General features: G+C 70.3%; 14 protein-coding genes. 3 read left to right on the top strand and 11 right to left on the bottom strand.

All coding sequences use genetic code 11. The features are described 5' to 3' along the window. Nucleotides 1–109: 109 nt before the first annotated feature. On the top strand, nucleotides 110–1,792 hold the full coding sequence (locus tag ACIGXX_RS32710) for a sodium:solute symporter family protein (protein WP_351162947.1): 1,683 nt from the start codon (nucleotides 110–112) through the stop codon (nucleotides 1,790–1,792). A gap of 24 nt (nucleotides 1,793–1,816) precedes the next feature. Continuing rightward, a complete protein-coding gene (locus ACIGXX_RS32715) occupies nucleotides 1,817–2,110 on the top strand; it encodes a hypothetical protein (protein WP_351162944.1) in 294 nt (97 codons plus the stop codon). A 48-nt stretch (nucleotides 2,111–2,158) separates the two neighbouring features. On the opposite strand, the gene ACIGXX_RS32720 is transcribed toward ACIGXX_RS32715, so the two are convergent. From ACIGXX_RS32720 to rsmI, 11 genes are all read right to left on the bottom strand, one after another. Beyond that, nucleotides 2,159–2,884, bottom strand: coding sequence for a LuxR C-terminal-related transcriptional regulator (locus tag ACIGXX_RS32720; protein WP_399981092.1), 726 nt, complete (start codon nucleotides 2,882–2,884; stop codon nucleotides 2,159–2,161). 281 nt (nucleotides 2,885–3,165) lie between these two features. Continuing rightward, a complete protein-coding gene (locus ACIGXX_RS32725; RefSeq protein ID WP_383819274.1) occupies nucleotides 3,166–5,064 on the bottom strand; it encodes a PQQ-binding-like beta-propeller repeat protein in 1,899 nt (632 codons plus the stop codon). Between the two features lie 68 nt (nucleotides 5,065–5,132). After that, nucleotides 5,133–7,031, bottom strand: a complete 1,899-nt coding sequence (locus tag ACIGXX_RS32730; protein WP_399981096.1) for a PQQ-binding-like beta-propeller repeat protein — start codon at nucleotides 7,029–7,031, stop codon at nucleotides 5,133–5,135. A gap of 146 nt (nucleotides 7,032–7,177) precedes the next feature. After that, complete coding sequence (locus tag ACIGXX_RS32735; RefSeq protein WP_351162936.1) at nucleotides 7,178–9,001, bottom strand: ABC-F family ATP-binding cassette domain-containing protein; 1,824 nt, start codon at nucleotides 8,999–9,001, stop codon at nucleotides 7,178–7,180. A gap of 83 nt (nucleotides 9,002–9,084) precedes the next feature. After that, nucleotides 9,085–10,431, bottom strand: a complete 1,347-nt coding sequence (locus ACIGXX_RS32740) for an acyltransferase (RefSeq protein WP_399981099.1) — start codon at nucleotides 10,429–10,431, stop codon at nucleotides 9,085–9,087. Between the two features lie 96 nt (nucleotides 10,432–10,527). After that, nucleotides 10,528–11,415, bottom strand: a complete 888-nt coding sequence (locus tag ACIGXX_RS32745) for a 4-(cytidine 5'-diphospho)-2-C-methyl-D-erythritol kinase (RefSeq protein WP_366463717.1) — start codon at nucleotides 11,413–11,415, stop codon at nucleotides 10,528–10,530. Further along, entirely contained in the window at nucleotides 11,412–12,281 is an 870-nt protein-coding gene (gene rsmA, locus ACIGXX_RS32750) for a 16S rRNA (adenine(1518)-N(6)/adenine(1519)-N(6))-dimethyltransferase RsmA (protein WP_351162930.1), read from the bottom strand. The genes ACIGXX_RS32745 and rsmA overlap by 4 nt, the downstream gene beginning before the upstream one ends. 171 nt (nucleotides 12,282–12,452) lie before the next feature. Next, nucleotides 12,453–13,781: a ubiquitin-like domain-containing protein gene (locus tag ACIGXX_RS32755; RefSeq protein ID WP_361469983.1), complete on the bottom strand. Its 1,329-nt coding sequence runs from the start codon at nucleotides 13,779–13,781 to the stop codon at nucleotides 12,453–12,455. A 159-nt stretch (nucleotides 13,782–13,940) separates the two neighbouring features. Continuing rightward, a complete protein-coding gene (locus ACIGXX_RS32760; RefSeq protein WP_351162926.1) occupies nucleotides 13,941–14,843 on the bottom strand; it encodes a TatD family hydrolase in 903 nt (300 codons plus the stop codon). 72 nt (nucleotides 14,844–14,915) lie between these two features. After that, nucleotides 14,916–15,359: a hypothetical protein gene (locus ACIGXX_RS32765; protein ID WP_366463718.1), complete on the bottom strand. Its 444-nt coding sequence runs from the start codon at nucleotides 15,357–15,359 to the stop codon at nucleotides 14,916–14,918. Nucleotides 15,360–15,554: 195 nt separating this feature from the next. Next, nucleotides 15,555–16,466 carry a 16S rRNA (cytidine(1402)-2'-O)-methyltransferase gene (gene rsmI, locus ACIGXX_RS32770; RefSeq protein WP_351162922.1) on the bottom strand — a complete coding sequence of 304 codons (912 nt, stop codon included), beginning with the start codon at nucleotides 16,464–16,466 and terminating at the stop codon, nucleotides 15,555–15,557. A gap of 62 nt (nucleotides 16,467–16,528) precedes the next feature. Here rsmI and ACIGXX_RS32775 point away from each other — a divergent pair, with 62 nt between their 5' ends. After that, the gene (locus ACIGXX_RS32775) at nucleotides 16,529–18,268 is read left to right on the top strand and encodes a phospholipid carrier-dependent glycosyltransferase (protein ID WP_366463719.1); all 1,740 of its coding nucleotides are present in this window, start codon (nucleotides 16,529–16,531) and stop codon (nucleotides 18,266–18,268) included. The last annotated feature ends 16 nt before the right edge of the window (nucleotides 18,269–18,284 follow it).

An 18,284-nucleotide genomic window follows, 5' to 3' on the forward strand; every position in this document is an offset into this window, starting at 1 on the left:
CATGGGTCCGATCACAATCCAACAAAGAACACCAACAGAAGTCTTCAGTTATTGAAGTGAGGAGCGTAGGTTCCGGTCTGATCAGTTCGCGCAACGAAGCGAGTTCCCCATGCAGTCCCCCACACAGACCCTGGCCGAGGGGCTTCGGCTGCCCACCAACGGCCTCGACTACGCGATCCTCGCGATCTACTTCATCGTGGTCCTCGGCATCGGCTTCGCCGCCCGGCGCTCCGTGAAGACCAGCCTCGACTTCTTCCTGTCCGGCCGCTCACTGCCCGCCTGGGTCACCGGCCTCGCGTTCGTCGCCGCGAACCTCGGCGCCACCGAGATCCTGGGCATGGCCGCGACCGGCGCCCAGTACGGTGTCGCGGTCGTCCACTGGTACTGGATCGGCGCCATCCCCGCGATGGTCTTCCTCGGCCTCGTGATGATGCCGTTCTACTACCGCAGCAAGGTCCGCTCGGTACCCGAATACCTGCTCCAGCGCTTCGACAAGTCGGCGCACCTGCTGAGCTCGGTGCTCTTCGCGTTCGCCGCGATCCTCATCGCGGGCGTGAACCTCTACGCCCTGTCGATCGTCGTCGAGGCACTGCTCGGCTGGCCGCAGTGGGTGGCGATCGTGGTCGCCGGCTTCTTCGTCCTCGCGTACATCACGATCGGCGGGCTCTCCTCGGCGATCTACAACGAAGTGCTCCAGTTCTTCGTGATCCTGGCCGCGCTCATCCCGATCTGCGTCATCGGCCTGAAGAAGGTCGGCGGCTGGGACGGTCTGTCCGGCTCGATCGAGAAGTCGCACGGCGCGGACTTCATGAGCGCGTGGGGCGGCACCGGCATCGGTGACGCCAACCCGCTGGGCGCGAACTGGCTGACGATCATCCTCGGCCTCGGCTTCGTGCTCTCCTTCGGCTACTGGACGACCAACTTCGCCGAGGTGCAGCGCGCCCTGTCCGCGAAGAACCTCTCCGCCGCCCAGCGCACGCCGCTGATCGCCGCCTTCCCGAAGATCTTCATCGTCTTCCTGGTGATGATCCCGGGCCTGGTCGCGGCCGTACTCGTCCCGAAGATCGGCACCGCCGGTTCGGACCTGACGTACAACGACGCGATCCCCTACCTGATGCAGGAGCTGCTGCCCAACGGCGTGCTCGGCATCGCGGTGACCGGTCTGCTCGCGGCGTTCATGGCGGGCATGGCGGCGAACGTGTCGTCCTTCAACACCGTCTTCACGTACGACATCTGGGCGAAGTACGTGGTCAAGGACCGCGAGGACGGCTACTACCTGAAGTTCGGCCGCGTGATCACCGCCATCGGTGTCCTCGCCTCCGTCGGAACGGCCTTCATCGCCTCGTCGTTCTCGAACATCATGGGGTACCTCCAGACGCTGTTCTCCTTCTTCAACGTCCCGATGTTCGTGGTCTTCATCATCGGCATGTTCTGGAAGCGGGCCTCGATGAAGTCCGGCGTGTGGGGCCTGCTCGCGGGCACGACCGCCGCGATGGTCAACTACTTCTACATCTACAAGCAGGGCGTCATCGACATCCCGACCGACCAGGGCGCCAACTTCGTCTCGGCGATCGTCGGCTTCGTGGCCGGAGCCGTGGTGATGGTCGTGGTCACGCTCTTCACCGCGCCCAAGCCGGAGGCCGAACTGGCCGGTCTGGTCTACGGGACGGCGTCGCCCGGCCTGGAGGAGCCGCCCGCCGAGGGCGACGACGCCTGGTACCGCAAGCCCGCGCTGCTCGGCTGGGGAGCGATCGTGCTCGCCGCGCTCTGCTACCTGCCGTACTCGCTCTAACCCCGATCGGAGGTCTGGAAGAACATGTCTGAACTGCGACGCGAAGTCTCCGAGCTGGAGGCCAAGTCCGCCACGGCGGCTCGCCTCTTCGACATCCGGCGGATCATCGGTGGTCTGTTCGTCGTCTACGGGATCATCGTGACGATCGCCGGAATCTCACCGTCCGACGCCGACCTGAAGAAGGCGGAGGGCATCAGCATCAACCTGTGGACGGGCCTGGCCATGCTGGCGCTCGGGCTCTTCTTCCTCGGCTGGCTCTGGCTGCGCCCCACGGTGGCGCCCGCCGAAGCGCCCACCGAGGCGGCGGAAGAGAAGTAACGCCGGAGAAGTAACGCCGGAGAAGTAACCCTTGAGCGGGGCCCGAGTTCACTGTGCCGGTGGCTCGGGCCCCGTCGGCATCTCCGTGTCGTTCGCGTAGGCCGCGGCGGGCCGCTCCGCCCGGTCGAGCAGGCCGGTCCGCGCGGCGAGCGCGGCGGCCTCCAGGCGGGACCCGACGCCCAGTTTCATCAGGACGCGCTGCACATGCGTGCGCGCCGTGCTGGGCGCGATGCCCATCCCGGCGGCGATCAGCCGGGTGTCCTCGCCGTCCGCGACCCGCACCAGGACCTCGACCTCGCGCGGCGTCAGCATCTGGAGCAGGCGCTGCCCCTCGTCGTCGGGCTGCGCCGCGGGATTGAGCAGTTCGCTGAACGCGCCCTGGAGCAGCTGCGGGGCGACGGCCGCCTCGCCCGCTCTCGCCTTCATGATGGCGCGCTCGACGCCCTCGATCCGCTCGTCGTGGCGTACGTACCCCGAAGCCCCCGACGCGAAGGCCGCGGCGATGCCGCGCGGGCTGGGCACCGGGCCGAGCACCACCACGGCGACCTGCGGACGCTCCCGCTTGATCTTCACCACCGGATCGAACATCCCGGGCTCCGCGGGCGTCGCCGTACCGAGCAGGCAGACCTCGGGAGCGCGGCTGATGACCAGCTCCGCCGCCCCGGCCGCGGGCGCGGCCGCGGCGAGCACACGGTGCCCGCGCAGCTTCAAGGCCGAGGCGAGTGCCTCGGCGAGCAGTCGGTGGTCGTCGACCACCATGAGTCGCACACCCATCGAGCAACCCCCCACCTTCCCCCACGGATCCCCCACGGATCGAGGGCCCCCCGGCCCCGCACCCACTCATCCCCCGGAAGCTACACGCTTGTTCGACGTCGCGCGCCCCCTACCGGCGATAAGCGGCCCGGAATGCCCAAATCCCGGCCATGTACGGGTGAGGGGGAGTACACGCGTACGGAAGACGCGCGGGGAATCGCGGGGGAAAGCGGGGAGAACGCAGCGGCCCCGCTCCTCTTCAGGAACGGGGCCGTCCGGTGCGTACGCGGAGGTCACACGGGTTACTTGGCGACGAACCCCAGGGCCGTGTACTCCTTCTCGTCCTTCGAGTACGGCTTGCTGATCAGCTCCTTGCCGAGGTACAGCCTGCCGTTCCCGTAAAGGAGTTCGTTCGATTTCGGGACCATGCTGCTGATCGCGCTGCCGACGGACTCGGCCGCGGGGGTCTCCAGGAGCTTGGTCTCCTTCATCGTCTTGCCGTTGAGGGAGACGACCTGGGCGCCCTTGTTGTAGCCCGCGTCCTTGTACGCCAGGATGTCGCCGCCGTCCATGCGGATCGGGAACATCTCGCCGTCCTCGCCCGCGTCGGCGCGGTCGCCGGTGGTCTTGCCGGTGGCCAGCGAGAAAGCGATGATCTCGTTCGTCTGGCTGTAGCCGTCACCGCCGCCGTCGTGCTGACGGGTGGGGACGTAGAGCTTGTCGTTGCCGACGGCCAGCGCGGTGCACGCGTAGATGACGTTGACCTCGCAGTCGTGGTCGTACTTGCCGTCGGGCAGCGAGATCTTGGCGCGGAGCTCGCCCTTGTCGTCGATCGAGAAGACGTCCGTGACGCCGCTCGCGGTGATCTCCTGGGTGTCCTGGCCGAAGACGACCGGGCGGGTCGAGATGATCTTGGCGTTGTCGACGCCCGGCGTCACCGGGTAGGTCCACTTGACCTTGCCGGTCTTGGAGTTGAGGAGCTGGACCTTCAGCTTCTCGTCGCCGTAGTCACCGCACTTCTGGACGACGACGAGCTGCTCGCCGCCGGCGTAGCCCTCGTCCTGGCACTTGTCGCCCACGGTGGGCTCCCACAGGTGGTCGCCCGTGGTGAGGTCGAAGGCCGCGCCACCCGCGCTGGAACCGGCGGCGACGGTGCTGCCGCTGATGGTGACCTCCTCGACGCGGGCGGCCGAGCTGCCCTCGTCGATGGTCTCGGTCCAGAGCCGCTTGCCGCTCTTCAGGTCGATCGCGGAGATCTGCGAGCAGGTCTCGTGGTCGCCCTCCTTCTTCCGCTTGGCCTCTTCGTACGCGACCGCGGCGATGCCGTCCTTGGTGACCTCGCGCGATCCCGCACACGTCTGGCCCGCGAGCGGCAGCGTCCACAGCTCCTTGCCGTCGGTCGGGTCGTAGCCCACGATTTCGTTGACGCCCGCCTTGGCGTACACGTCGTCGGTGAGCCAGGAGCCCTTGATGCTCCAGACGGCGTCCTTGGGGACCTCGGGCTGCGGGAGCTGCATGGAGACCGTGGCGCTGGTGTTGGCCGGGACCTTCTCGGTGCCGGGGCCGCTCGGGCCCTGCTCGTTGCCGCTCTTCTCCTCGCCGCCCTTGCCGTCCTTGCCGCCGGTCGAGCCCTCGGAGCTCGCCTCGGTGCTGTCCTTGTCCGACGTCGTGGCGTAGATGACGCCGCCGCCGACGATCAGGGCGATCGCGACGACCGCACCGATGATGATCTTCATCTGGCTGCTGAGCTTCGAACCGCCGCCCGAGCCCGCGGCGGCAGGCGCCATCGGCATCGTGCCGGGCTGCTGGTAGGCGCCGTAGGGCGGCTGCTGCCCGTACGGGAGCTGCTGGCCGTAGGGCTGGGTCGGCTGGCCCGGGTAGCCGTAGCCCTGGGGCTGGCCGGGGGGCGGGGTGCCGGGGGCCTGCGGCGCCTGCGGGTAGCCGTAGTTGGGCTGGCCCTGCGGCGGCGGAGGCGGCGTCTGCGGCGGGCCGACCTGGGGCTGACCCGCGGGCTGCGTCGGCGGCTGGGCCGGCGGCGGGGTCTGCGGGTAGCCGTACGACGGGTTGTTCGGCTCGGGAGCCTTGCCGAAGCCCACCGGCGGGGGGTCCTGGGGGGCGCCGAAACCGCCGGGCGGGGGGTCCTGGGGAGCGCCGAACCCGCCCTGCGGGGGCTCGTTGGGCGGCTGGGGCGGCTGGGTCATGACGTCGATTCCTTGGGGACGAGAGGTGAACTAGGCGACAAAGGGGGCGGCTTGGCCGCCGGAGAAGGTCACTTGCCGTAGGCCAGCATCAGCTTCTCCTGGCCCTTCGCGCTGCCCGAGAGCCGCGTGGTGGAGATGTAGAAGCGACCGTCCACGTAGTCGACCGTCTTGGAGAAGAAGCCGTTCTCGATCTCCGAGATCCCGCCGGGGTTCTTCAGGAGCGTCTTCGGCTTGTGCGAGCCCGAGATCGGGATCGAGACGACCCGGCCGCCGGCGTCGTACGAAGGATTCACGTAGGCGATGACCGAACCGCCCTCGACCTTCATCGGCAGCATCGATTCCTCAAGCGGGGATTTCGTGCGCCAGGCCTCCTTGCCGGTGGCGAGACTGATCGCCACGACCTCGTTGGCGCCGGACGTCGCCTCGGTCGGCAGGTAGAGGTTCTTGTCGTCGGTCGTCGCGCCCAGGCAGCCCTGCAGACTGCCGCCGAGGAACGTCGAGCCGTCGCACTCCGGGGCGAACTTCTCGTCGACGGTGACCTCAGAGCGGGTGGCGCTGCTGTTGGGCTTCAGCGTGGTGATGTTCCACTTCTTCTTGTCCTCATTGGTGAGGTAGACGATCGTGGGGCTCTCGGAGTAGATCCGGCCCACCCGCCAGCCCTTGGGGAACTTCTTCGTCCACACGGCGTCGCCGGTCTTCGGGTCGATCTGCTGAAGCTCGTCGTGCTCGGAGGACGAACCCGCACCGCACGAGTAGGAGACGAGCATCTTCTTGCCGCCGGCGAAGCCGCTGGGGAAGCAGGTGCCCTCCTCCTTCTTGCCGGCCACGAAGAGCTCCTTGCCGTCACGCATCCGCAGGGCGGTGCCGGACTGGGAGCGGCCGACCATCAGGGTGTCGCCGGTCAGGGAGAGGTCGGCGTTGGTGGCGAAGTCGAAGAGACCTTCCTCCTCGACCGGCTTCTTCCATCCCCTGTCACCCGTCTTCAGGTCGACGACCTGAACCTGGCTGCACTTGGCGTCGTCCTTCTGGCCGTCCTTGTACGCGACGACGATCTTGCCGTCGTCCGTCATCTGCGGGGTCGTGCCACAGATCTTCTGCGGGAACTTGATCGTCGGCCAGGCCTCTTCGCCCGACGTGACGTCGTAGGCGGTGATCTCCTTGTACGCGGCCTTGACGGCGACGTTGTCCTTGACCCACATGCCCTTGGCGTCGGCGCCGGAACCGGGCACCTTGGGCGCCTCCTTGTACCAGAGCACCTTCGCCTCGCCGGGCTGACGGCCGGCGTTGAGGTCCTCCTGCTCCTTCTCGCCGTCGCCGTCGCCGTCGCCCGGGTTGACCGGTGCGGAGCCGCTGGCCTTGGGGTCGTCGGTCTTCTCGGCGACCGGCTTCTTCTTGCCGCCGTCGTCACTGCCGACGACCGCCCAGGCGACGCCGCCGATGACGAGCGCGGCGGCCGCGACGGCCGCCACGATCAGACCGGGCTTGCCCTTGAAGGGGTTCTTGCCGCCACCGCCGCCGGGCGGGGTGCCGGGCACGCCGGGGCCGCCGGGGAACTGCTGCTGCGGGTAGCCGTACGGGGGCTGCTGGGCGTAGGGGCCCGGCTGCGTGGGCTGGCCGTAAGGGCCCGGCTGCGTGGGCTGGCCGTAGGGGCCCGGCTGACCGGGCTGCGTGGGCTGGCCGTAGGGTCCGGGCTGGTTGTACGGTCCGGGCTGGCCGGGCTGCTGCGGGTAGCCGTAACCCGGCTGGGGTGCGGGCGGAGTCTGCGGGTAGCCGTAGCCGTAGCCGGGCTGCGGTGCGGGCGGAGTCTGCGGGGTCCCCGACGGTGCGGTCGGCGGGGCCTGCGGCGGCTGGCCGGGCATCTGCGGCGGCTGCGCGGGCTGACCCGGTGGCTGCGGCGCCGCTCCCGGCTTCGGATCCTGCGGAGCTCCGAAACCGCCGGACGGCGGTTGGTTGGGCGGCTGAGTCATCAGCGCTTCCCCCTTCACTGATTTTTCGGCACGCCAAGTGGTGCTCAGGGCGCCCTTTCTATCACCCTGACCGCCTAGCACACCTGACCGGTCCGACCCCTGTTCCCAAGGGAGGACCGGCCCGTGATGCGTCCGTTACGAGACCTCTACGCGCTCTCCGCGAGCTCCAGCCAGCGCATCTCCAACTCGTCCCGCTCGCTGACGAGTTCACGCAACTCGGCGTCCAGTTTGGCCACTTTTCCGAAGTCGGTGGCGTTATCGGCGATTTGGGCGTGCAGCCATGTTTCCTTCGTGGACATCTTGTCCAGCTGCCGCTCGATCTTCTGGAGTTCCTTCTTCGCGGCGCGGGCGTCGGCGGAGGAGACGGTCTTCTGCGCGACGGCCGGCGCCGCGGCGGACGCGGCGGCGACGGGAGCCGCCGGAACACCGGCGTCCGCCATCCGCTTGCGCCGCTCCAGGTACTCGTCGATGCCGCGCGGCAGCATCCGCATGGTGGTGTCGCCGAGCAGCGCGAAGACCTTGTCGGTGGTGCGCTCCAGGAAGAACCGGTCGTGGGAGATCACGACCATCGAGCCCGGCCACCCGTCGAGCACGTCCTCGAGCTGGGTCAGGGTCTCGATGTCGAGGTCGTTCGTGGGCTCGTCGAGGAAGAGGACGTTCGGCTCGTCCATGAGCAGCCGAAGCAGCTGGAGCCGCCGCCGCTCACCGCCGGACAGATCACCGACGGGCGTCCACTGCTTCTCCTTGTTGAACCCGAACGTCTCGCAGAGCTGCCCCGCGGTCATCTCCCGGCCCTTGCCGAGGTCGACCCGCTCGCGCACCTGCTGCACGGCCTGCAACACCCGCAGCGTCGGGGCCAGTTCGGCCACTTCCTGCGAGAGGTAGGCGAGCTTGACGGTCTTGCCGACCACCACGCGACCCGCCTCGGGCTGCACGTCGCCGTCGGAGCGCTGCGCCTGCGCCATCGCCCGCAGGAGCGAGGTCTTGCCCGCGCCGTTGACACCCACCAGGCCGATGCGGTCGCCGGGGCCGAGCTGCCAGGTCAGGTGCTTCAGAAGCAGCTTGGGACCGGCCTGGACGGTCACGTCCTCCAGGTCGAAGACGGTCTTGCCGAGCCGGGTCGTGGCGAACTTCATCAGCTCGCTGGTGTCGCGGGGCGGCGGCACGTCGGCGATGAGCTCGTTGGCCGCCTCGATGCGGTAGCGGGGCTTGCTGGTGCGGGCGGGGGCGCCGCGCCGCAGCCAGGCCAGCTCCTTGCGCATCAGGTTCTTGCGCTTGGTCTCCTCGGTGGACGCGATGCGCTCGCGCTCGGCACGGGCGAAGACGTAGTCGGAGTACCCGCCCTCGTACTCGAAGACGGACCCGCTCTGCACGTCCCACATGCGCGTGCAGACCTGGTCCAGGAACCAGCGGTCGTGCGTGACGCAGACGAGCGCCGAGCGCCGCGTCCGCAGGTGCTCGGCGAGCCAGGCGATGCCCTCGACGTCGAGGTGGTTGGTCGGCTCGTCGAGCACGATCAGGTCGGGCTCGCCGATGAGCAGCTTCGCGAGCGCGATACGGCGGCGCTCGCCACCGGAGAGCGGGCCGATGACGGTGTCGAGCCCCTGCGGGAAGCCCGGCATGTCCAGGCCGCCGAACAGCCCGGTCAGGACGTCCCGGATCTTGGCGCTGCCGGCCCACTCGTGATCGGCGAGGTCACCGATGACCTCGTGCCGCACGGTGGCCTCGGGGTCGAGCGAGTCGTGCTGGGTCAGCACGCCGAGCTGAAGACCGCCGTTGTGCGTGACCCGGCCGGAGTCCGTCTCCTCCAGCTTGGCGAGCATGCGGATGAGGGTCGTCTTGCCGTCTCCGTTGCGCCCCACGACGCCGATCCGGTCCCCCTCGGACACGCCGAGGGAGACACCGTCGAGCAGGGCACGCGTGCCGTACACCTTGCTGACTGCCTCGACATTGACCAGGTTGACGGCCATTAACGCTCCAGGGAAGGGGATCGATCGACCTCCAGCGTAGTCGGAGGCGGCGGCCGCGGGACCGGCGGCCGTTCCCGGGGCGATCAGCCCGTACGGCCGCCGGAGCCGGACAGGGACGAACGCCCCGCCCGCTCCACCAGCAGCCACCCCACCAGCGCCATCCCCACCGCCACGGGCGCCGTCATCCGCACGGCCACCACCATCGCCGTACGCCCTTCGAGCAGTCCCCCGAACCCGACCACGGAGATCCCGAGCACCCCGAAGAGGCAGAGCACGACCCCCACCGCGGCGACGGGACCGGAGCCCCCTCCCGGCTCCCGCGCCGGCCCCGGCCTCTCGAAGCGGCGGAACGCCGCGACCAGCAGCCCGGTGAGCAGCGCCGCGGCCGCCATGCGCGGCGGAACCTGCGCCCACCACTGGCCCGAAGCGGGCTCCGGCAGCGGCACGTCCAGCGCGATCAGCACCCCGTACACCCCGAGCATCGCCGTCAGGTGCCACAGGAACGCCGTCATCGAGACCCCGTTCGCCGCCACCACGCCCCGCCACACCCGAGGCCGCGCGAGCCACCGCACCGCGGGCCCCCGCAGCAGCTCCACCGCGCCCACCAGCCACATCCCGTGGCAGAGCAGCGCGAGGGTCGGCGGGGCCATGTTCGAGACGCGCTCGCCGGGCATGCCGACCATCGAGAGCGGATAGGGCCCGAAGACCACCAGGGCCGATGCGCCCGCGAGCCCCGCCACGGCCAGGGCGGCGGGCACCCGCAGCCTGCCGTCCGCCCGCAGGAAGCCGAGCTGATGCACGGCGAGCCACACGAAGGCGAAGTTCAGGAACTCCACGTACGGCACGCCGAAGGCGAAGCGCGCCACGTCCACCGCCCCCGCGGCCAGCACGAGCCCGCCGAACGCGCCCCACCCGTACCGCTCGTGCAGCCTCAGCAGCGGCGGTGTGAAGGCGACCATGGCCAGGTAGATGCCGATGAACCACAGCGGCTGGGCGACGAGCCGCAGCGTCACGTCCAGCAACGCCCCGCCCTCGCCCAGCAGTTGAACCGCAAGCGCGGCGACGCCCCACACCCCGATGAAGACCATCGTCGGCCGCAGCAGCCGCTGGAGCCGCGCCCGCAGGAAGGCCGAGTAGACGGAACCGGCAGGTGCCTTCCGGCTCAGGGAGCGATACGACAGGGCGTGCGAGAAACCGCCGACGAAGAAGAACACCGGCATGATCTGCAGCACCCAGGTGAGCAGCTGCAGGCCGGGCACGACGGCGAGCAGGTTCCCCACCTCGGTGCGGCCGTCGGCGCCGACGGTCACGGCCGCCATCAGCCAGTGCCCGACGACGACCGTGCCGAGCGAGGCGACCCGCAGCAGGTCGATGTACCGGTCACGCCCGGTGGGCGTCTTCTCGGCCAGTTCGCGAACGCTTGATCCCATGCACGTACGGTCGCGCGCACCGCGGGCCGCGCGTCAGCGCGTACGTACTCAGATCCGCGCCTGAGTACGCAGCGCCCAGCAGTGCCCAGCAGCGCCCTAAAGGACGGTCGCACCCGTCGCGGGCGAGTCCGCCACCCGGGCCGAGCGGCAGGTGCCGGAGGCCGTGAGAGCCTCGGCGATCCGTTCTGCGGCAGCGGCATCCGCGGCCAGGAACGCGGTGGTCGGCCCCGAGCCGGAGACGAGCGCGGCCAGGGCGCCCGCGTCGGTACCCGCGGCGAGCGTGTCGACGAGCGAGGGGAAGAGCGAGAGCGCGGCAGGCTGAAGATCATTGGCAACGGCACCGCCGAGTGCCGTGACGTCCCCCGTGCGCAGGGCGTCGAGCAGTTCGGCGGACGCCTCCGGGGCGGGAGCGTCCGGCGTCAGCCGGTCGAACTCGCGATAGACGGCGGGCGTGGAGAGACCGCCGTCGGCCACGGCGAACACCCAGTGGAAGGCCCCGCCCACCTCGAGGACTTCGAGCTTCTCGCCGCGCCCGGTACCGAGCGCGGCCCCGCCCACCAGACTGAACGGCACGTCGCTGCCCAACTCGGCGCAGATGTCGAGCAGTTCGTCCCGCGAGGCCTCGGTCCCCCACAGCACGTCGCACGCCAGGAGCGCGCCCGCGCCGTCCGCGCTGCCGCCCGCCATGCCGCCCGCGACGGGGATGTCCTTGGCGATGTGGATGTGCACGTCGGCCGTACGCCCATGGCGCGCGGCGAGCAGCTCCGCGGCCCTGGCCGCCAAGTTCGTTCGGTCCAGGGGGACTTGCGAGGCATCGGGCCCGGAGCAGGTCACGCGCAGCTGCTCGGCGGGGGTCACGGTGACTTCGTCGTACAGCCCGACGGCGAGAAAGACGTTGGCCAGGTCATGGAACCCGTCGGCACGGGCGCCGCCCACGGCGAGCCGCACATTGACCTTCGCGGGAACGCGGACGGTCACGCTCACGCGCCCGCTCCCTTGTTCTCGGCGATCCGCGCGAACTCCTCCACCGTCAGCGCCTCGCCGCGCGCCTGCGGCGAGACTCCGGCGGCGACGAGCGCCGCCTCCGCCGCGGCGGCGGAGCCCGCCCATCCGGCGAGCGCGGCGCGCAGGGTCTTGCGGCGCTGGGCGAAGGCCGCGTCGACGACGGCGAAGACTTCCTTCTTCGAGGCGGTGGTCTTGACCGGCTCGGCACGCCGGACGAGCGACACCAGACCGGAGTCGACGTTCGGGGCGGGCCAGAAGACGTTGCGCCCGATGGACCCGGCGCGCTTCACGTCGGCGTACCAGTTCGCCTTCACCGAGGGCACGCCGTACACCTTCGAGCCGGGATCGGCGGCGAGCCGGTCGGCGACCTCGGCCTGCACCATCACGAGCGTGCGCTCGATGGTGGGGAAGGTGTCGAGCATGTGCAGCAGGACGGGCACGGCGACGTTGTACGGGAGGTTGGCGACCAGCGCGGTCGGGGCGGGGCCCGGCAGCTCGCGCACGAGCATGGCGTCGCTGTGCACCAGCGCGAAGGAGTCCGCCTTCGCGGGGAGGCGGGCCTCGATGGTGGCCGGCAGGGCGCCCGCGAGTACGTCGTCGATCTCGACCGCGACGACGCGGTCCGCGGTGTCCAGCAGGGCCAGGGTCAGCGAGCCGAGCCCCGGCCCGACCTCGACGACCACGTCTTGTGGGCCGACTTCCGCGGTGCGGACGATGCGGCGGACGGTGTTGGCGTCGATGACGAAATTCTGGCCGCGCTGCTTGGTCGGGCGTACGCCCAGGGCGGCGGCCAGCTCGCGGATGTCGGCGGCGCCGAGGAGGGTGCCGGGCTCACTGTTACTCACCACCCCAGGTTACGGGTCCTGACCCCTGGCCCCAGCCAGCCGCCGGCGCCCCGCAGCGCCCCTGCCCGAACAAGCCTCTCCCACCCGCCCGATTACCCCGCGGCGACCAAGGGTGGGAGGGGCGACGGGAGATCCGCGGAGGGAGCGGGGCCGGGAACGGCCGCCCCGGCCCTACAGCCGCGCCCCGCAATGCGGCCACGGGCTGGCCCCCCGCTGCACGTACAGCTTCTTCGCGCGGAACGTCTGTTCCTCCGCCGGAGCGTCCTGGGGGCGCCCCGACCCGCCGAGCCCCTGCCACGTCCGCGTATCGAACTGGTACAGGCCGCCGTAGGTCCCCGACGCGTCCACCGCGTTCGGTCGGCCGCCCGACTCGCAGTGCGCCAGCGACCCCCAGTTCAGGCCGTCCGCCCCCGACACCGAATTCGGCAGCTGCTTCGTCCCCACCTTCACGATCCGCGTCTGCGGCTCCCGCACGACCTCCGACCGCACCCGCCGCGGCTTCTGCTTGACGCCGTTGACCGTCCGCAGCGCGTACGTGACCCGCCGGGTCCCCTGGTGCCCCTGCCGCTCCACGACCTCCGTACCGGCGAAGATCGACGCGTCGTCCACCCGCCGCACGTCGAACGGGATCGGCTCCTCCCGCACCTCCTTGCGCCCGGAGATCCGCATGACGGTGACCGTCTGCCCGTCGCGCGGAAAGCTGTCGGCCGCGACGGAGGTCGTGTCCTGGCCGTTCAGGGTGATCCCGGACTCCGCGACCGCCTCCCCCACCGTCGCCGCGTTCGTACGGATGGTCCGCTCACGGCCGTCCGCCATGATCGTCACGGTGCGCTCGGTGCGTACGTCCAGATCGAGCCCGCCCCGCTCGATCCGCTTGCTCCGCGAGGCCGACAGATAGGCGCCCTCGGCCCGCACCCCGAGCTGCCGCAGCGCGCCGTCCACCGTGCGCGCCGTCGTCCACACCTCGCGCCGCTGCCCGTCGAGGGTGAGCTTGACCGGCCGGCCGTAGCGGACGGCGATCTCGTCGCCGCTGGCCAGGGCCGTGCTCGCGGTCGGCGCCACGATGTCGTGGGTGCCGAAGTCCACGCCCTCGTCCTCAAGGAGCTCCCCCACGTCGTCCGCGAAGGTGTGCAGGGTCCGCGACTCGCCGTCGACGCTCAGCCGCACGGCCTTGTCGTTGGCCACGAAGGCGGAGGTGCCGCCCGCGAGGAAGGCGACGACCAGCGCCTGCGGCAGCAGCCGCCGAAACGCCTCGGGCTTCCCCGACGGAGCCTTCGGTCTCGACCGCGGCTTCGTCTTCTTCCGCCGGGCGGCCCGCCGCGCCTCGGCCCGCCCTCCGTCGGGAGCGGACCCGGTGGCCTGCCGGGGGAAGCAGTCCCCGGGCTCGGCCTCGGCGGGCCACGGCTCCGGGTCCAGTTCCGGGTTCAGTTCCGGTTCCAGCTCCGGCTCATAGGTCGCGGCGCCTGCATAAGACGTCTCGTACTGCGGCGCATGACTCACGACGACGCTCCAGCGTTCTCGTTCTGGTCCGGGGTCCGGATCGGGCGAGGCGGACCAGAACCTAGCGGAGCATTCGTCACTCTCCAAAGCAGCACGACTACGCAGTGTCGCGGTGTTGCCCTGAACCGCGGGGCAATGGGCGTAATCGTTCGTTATCGCTCAGTAATCAAATGCGCGCGCCGTATTGACCGAGATCGCCTCGGCCATGGCGTCCTCGCCGATACCGCGCACCTCGGCCATGGCCCGCAATGTGACCGGAATGAGATACGGCGCGTTAGGCCGTCCGCGGTAGGGAGCGGGCGTGAGGAAGGGCGCGTCCGTCTCCACGAGCACCAGTTCGAGCGGGGCGACGGCCAGCGCGTCCCGCAGCCCTTGCGCGTTCTTGAACGTCATGTTGCCCGCGAAGGACATGAAGTAGCCGTTCTCCGCGCACACTTGGGCCATCGCCGCGTCGCCCGAGTAGCAGTGGAAGACGGTGCGCTCCGGCGCCCCCTCTTCCTTCAGGACCCGCAGCACATCTTCATGCGCCTCGCGATCGTGGATGACCAGGGCCTTGCCGTGCCGCTTGGCGATCTCGATGTGGGCGCGGAAGGACCGCTCCTGGGCGGCCTTGCCCTCGGGTCCGGTGCGGAAGTAGTCGAGCCCGGTCTCGCCCACGCCCTTGACCTGCGGCAGCGCGGCCAGCCGGTCGATCTCGGCGAGCGCGGCGTCGAGCGCGCCCTCGCCGCCCGCCTCGCGCGCGCCCTGCCGGGACCAGCCGTCGGGGTCGCCGAGCACGATGCGCGGCGCCTCGTTGGGATGCAGGGCGACGGTGGCGTGCACGCTCTCGTGCGCGGCGGCCGTCTCGGCGGCCCAGCGCGAACCCGCGATGTCGCAGCCCACCTGCACGACCGTCGTCACGCCCACCGCCGCGGCCTTGGCGAGCCCCTCGTCCACCGTCCCCGACTGCATGTCGAGGTGGGTGTGGGAGTCGGCGACCGGAACCCGCAGGGGTTCGGGCAGCGGCGGCGCGGCGTTCTTGGCGTCGGCGCCCTTGGAAGCGGAAGTGGAAGAGGAAGGCATGACCCGATCCTACGAAGGGGTCCTCACACCGACGTCATCCCGGCTCCCCGACGTCATCCCGGCTTCCCGGCGTCATCCCGCCTTGCGGTGGTGGAAGGGATGCAGCAGCGCCGACAGATGCCAGTGGTGATGCTTGGGCTCATGGGGCTCCGCGGCTGCGGCTCCCGAGCCGGCCCCGGCGTCGACCGCTCCCGCCGCCCGCGGCGCGTGATGCCGCTGCCCTCGCATCAGATCGAGCACCGACGACACCTGCCCGGCTCGCATGATCCGTACGACATGTCCGCCGCAGTTCAGGCACGTCGGCCGGGTCAGGGGCGACGGCACATGCCGGCCGTCCGCCCGGTACATCACGAATTCCTTGCCCTTGCCGTCCACGTGATGCTCGATGTCGTAGGACTGCTCCCAGCCGTGCCCGCACCGCATGCAGGCGAAGGCGTACGACTCGTGAACGACGCTTGTCGCGTCTATCGCTCGGGACGCCGTGGTGTGGTGACCGGTGTCGGCGATCTCACTCATGCCAGCTCCTCTTGTCCGCTGGACAAGCGCTGCCGGACCGGGGATTTCCTCCCGACCGGAAGCGTGGGGACGGGTGCGTCCCCTTTGACCAGTGGACGCCTTTCCCGGAGCGAGTGCATCAGACCTGTCGACAGTTGAAGGCGATTTGGCCTTTCCATAGCCTTCAGGCCCGCTGCACGGCCCGCACTTTGCCTTTTACGATAGTCCTTTGCCGTCCGATGGGGCGGCCTGAGCCGCATTCTTTGCCGCCACCACCGCATCGAACACATCGCGCTTGGGTAGCCCCGCGTCGGCCGCCACGGCGGCGATCGCCTCCTTGCGCCGCTCCCCCGCCTCCTCGCGCACCCGCACCCTGCGCACCAGCTCCTCCGGGCCCAGGTCACCGGCGCTCTTCTCCGGTGCTCCCTCGACGACGACGGTGATCTCACCGCGTACGCCGTCGGCCGCCCACTCGGCGAGCTCCTTCAGCGAACCGCGCTTGACCTCTTCGTACGTCTTGGTCAGCTCGCGGCAGACGGCCGCCCTGCGCTCGTCGCCGAACGCCTCGGCCATCGCGACGAGGGTGTCGTCGATCCGGTGCGGTGCCTCGAAGTAGACGAGAGTGCGACGGTCGTCGGCCACCTCGCGCAGCCGCGAGAGCCGCTCGCCCGCCTTGCGCGGCAGGAAGCCCTCGAAGCAGAAACGGTCCACCGGGAGGCCCGACAGGGCGAGCGCGGTGAGCACGGCGGACGGTCCTGGCACGGCGGTGACCCGGATGTCCTTCTCCACGGCGGCGGCCACGAGCCGGTAGCCGGGGTCGGACACCGAGGGCATCCCGGCATCGGTCACGAGCAGCACCCGCGCACCGCCGACCAGCGCCTCGACCAGCTCGGGCGTACGTGCGGTCTCGTTGCCCTCGAAGTACGAGACGACCCGCCCGCCCACCTGCACGCCGAGCGCCTGGGTGAGCCTGCGGAGCCGCCGGGTGTCCTCGGCGGCCACGACGTCGGCCGACTCCAGCTCGGTGGCGAGCCGCGGCGGCGCGTCCGCGACGTCGCCGATGGGCGTGCCCGCGAGCACGAGGGTTCCGGGGGACGGGTTTCCGGGGGAATCAGCGCTTCCTGTCACGGATCCATCCTCGCAGGGGCCGGGAGCGGGACTCACACAGTCGGGTTCCCTACGATGGCGCGGTGACCAGTACCGCGTCTTCCCCGGACACCCGCCAGGGCCAGGCAGCCGAGGAGCAGCAGCCGTCGTGGCAGCACAGGCTGCGCCGCTTCGGACATGTCGCGCGGCCCACGGCCGATGTCCGGGCCCGGCTCGTGCCCGCGTACACCGAGCCGAGCCCGCGGCTGTGGGCGTCGATCGGCATGCCCAAGCGGTACGCCGATCTACTGGTCCGGTGGTCGGGCTGGATCGGCCCGCTGCTGATCACGCTCGTCGCGGGGATCACCCGGTTCTGGAATCTCGGCAGCCCGAAGGCCGTGATATTCGACGAGACGTATTACGCCAAGGACGCCTGGGCGCTGATCCACCGGGGCTTCGAGGTCAACTGGCCCGAGAAGGTCAACGACACCGTCCTGGAGCAGGGATCGAACGTCACGATCCCCACGGACGCCGCGTACGTGGTGCATCCGCCGGTCGGCAAGTACGTCATCGGCGTCGGCGAGTGGATCTTCGGTTTCGATCCCTTCGGCTGGCGCTTCATGACGGCGGTGCTCGGCACCCTGTCGGTCCTGATGCTGTGCCGGATCGGACGGCGGCTCTTCCGCTCGACGTTCCTGGGCTGTCTGGCGGGCGGGCTGCTCGCGGTGGACGGGCTGCACTTCGTGATGAGCCGCACCGCGCTGCTCGACCAGGTCCTGATGTTCTTCGTGCTCGCCGCGTTCGGCTGCTTCCTGATCGACCGTGACAAGGCGCGCGCGAGGCTCGCGGCCGCGCTGCCCACGGACGGGGACGGGATCGTGCGCCCGGACGCGTACGTCGCCGAGAACCTGCGCCTGGGCCGGCGCCCCTGGCGCTGGGCGGCCGGTCTCTGCCTCGGTCTCGCCTTCGGGACCAAGTGGAACGGCCTGTACATCATGGTCTTCTTCTGCTTGATGACCGTCCTGTGGGATGTGGGCGGCCGTCGCGTCGCCGGGGCGACGCGCCCCTACCTGGCGGTCCTGAAGCGGGACGTGTTCCCGGCGTTCGTCTCGACGGTGCCGGTCGCGATCGGCACGTACGTCCTGTCCTGGCTCGGCTGGATCCTCTCCCCGACCGACGGCACGGGCGGCTACTACCGCAACTGGGCGGCCACGGACGGCAAGGGCGGCTCCTGGACGCTCCTGCCGGACTGGCTGCGCAGCCTGTGGCACTACGAACACGCGGTGTACGACTTCCACGTGGGGCTCTCCTCGCCGCACACCTACCAGTCGAACCCGTGGAGCTGGATCGTCGACGGGCGCCCCGTCTCGTACTTCTACGAGTCGCCGCTGCCCGGCAAGGACGGCTGCCCCTCGGGCACGGCGGAGAAGTGCGCGCGCGAGGTCCTCGCGCTCGGCACCCCGATGCTGTGGTGGGCCGGGGCCTTCGCGCTGCTTTACGTGCTGTGGCGGTGGGTGTTCCGCAGGGACTGGCGCGCGGGCGCGATCGTGTGCGGGATCGCGGCGGGCTATCTGCCGTGGTTCATGTACCAGGAGCGGACGATCTTCTTCTTCTACGCCGTCGTCTTCGTGCCGTTCCTGTGCCTGGCCGTCGCGATGATGATCGGCGCGATCCTGGGTCCGCCCGGTTCCGGCGAACGGCGGCGCGTGGTGGGCGCCGCGGCATCGGGTGTTCTGGTCCTCCTGATCCTCTGGAACTTCATCTGGTTCTGGCCCATTTACACCGGCCAGGCCATTCCCATCGATTCCTGGCGGGCCCGCATGCTCCTGGACACGTGGGTCTAGACATCTGGCTGTAGTG

The sequence above is a fragment of the Streptomyces sp. NPDC055243 genome, from assembly GCF_044544025.1.
Lineage (GTDB): Bacteria > Actinomycetota > Actinomycetes > Streptomycetales > Streptomycetaceae > Streptomyces.

Excerpts from the sequence above, each read along its gene's own strand:
- ACIGXX_RS32710 (WP_351162947.1), top strand. The coding sequence starts at position 110 with ATGCAGTCCCCCACACAGACCCTGGCCGAGGGGCTTCGGCTGCCCACC.
- ACIGXX_RS32715 (WP_351162944.1), top strand. The coding sequence starts at position 1,817 with ATGTCTGAACTGCGACGCGAAGTCTCCGAGCTGGAGGCCAAGTCCGCC.
- ACIGXX_RS32720 (WP_399981092.1), bottom strand. The coding sequence starts at position 2,884 with ATGGGTGTGCGACTCATGGTGGTCGACGACCACCGACTGCTCGCCGAG.
- ACIGXX_RS32725 (WP_383819274.1), bottom strand. The coding sequence starts at position 5,064 with ATGACCCAGCCGCCCCAGCCGCCCAACGAGCCCCCGCAGGGCGGGTTC.
- ACIGXX_RS32730 (WP_399981096.1), bottom strand. The coding sequence starts at position 7,031 with ATGACTCAGCCGCCCAACCAACCGCCGTCCGGCGGTTTCGGAGCTCCG.
- ACIGXX_RS32735 (WP_351162936.1), bottom strand. The coding sequence starts at position 9,001 with ATGGCCGTCAACCTGGTCAATGTCGAGGCAGTCAGCAAGGTGTACGGC.
- ACIGXX_RS32740 (WP_399981099.1), bottom strand. The coding sequence starts at position 10,431 with ATGGGATCAAGCGTTCGCGAACTGGCCGAGAAGACGCCCACCGGGCGT.
- ACIGXX_RS32760 (WP_351162926.1), bottom strand. The coding sequence starts at position 14,843 with ATGCCTTCCTCTTCCACTTCCGCTTCCAAGGGCGCCGACGCCAAGAAC.
- ACIGXX_RS32765 (WP_366463718.1), bottom strand. The coding sequence starts at position 15,359 with ATGAGTGAGATCGCCGACACCGGTCACCACACCACGGCGTCCCGAGCG.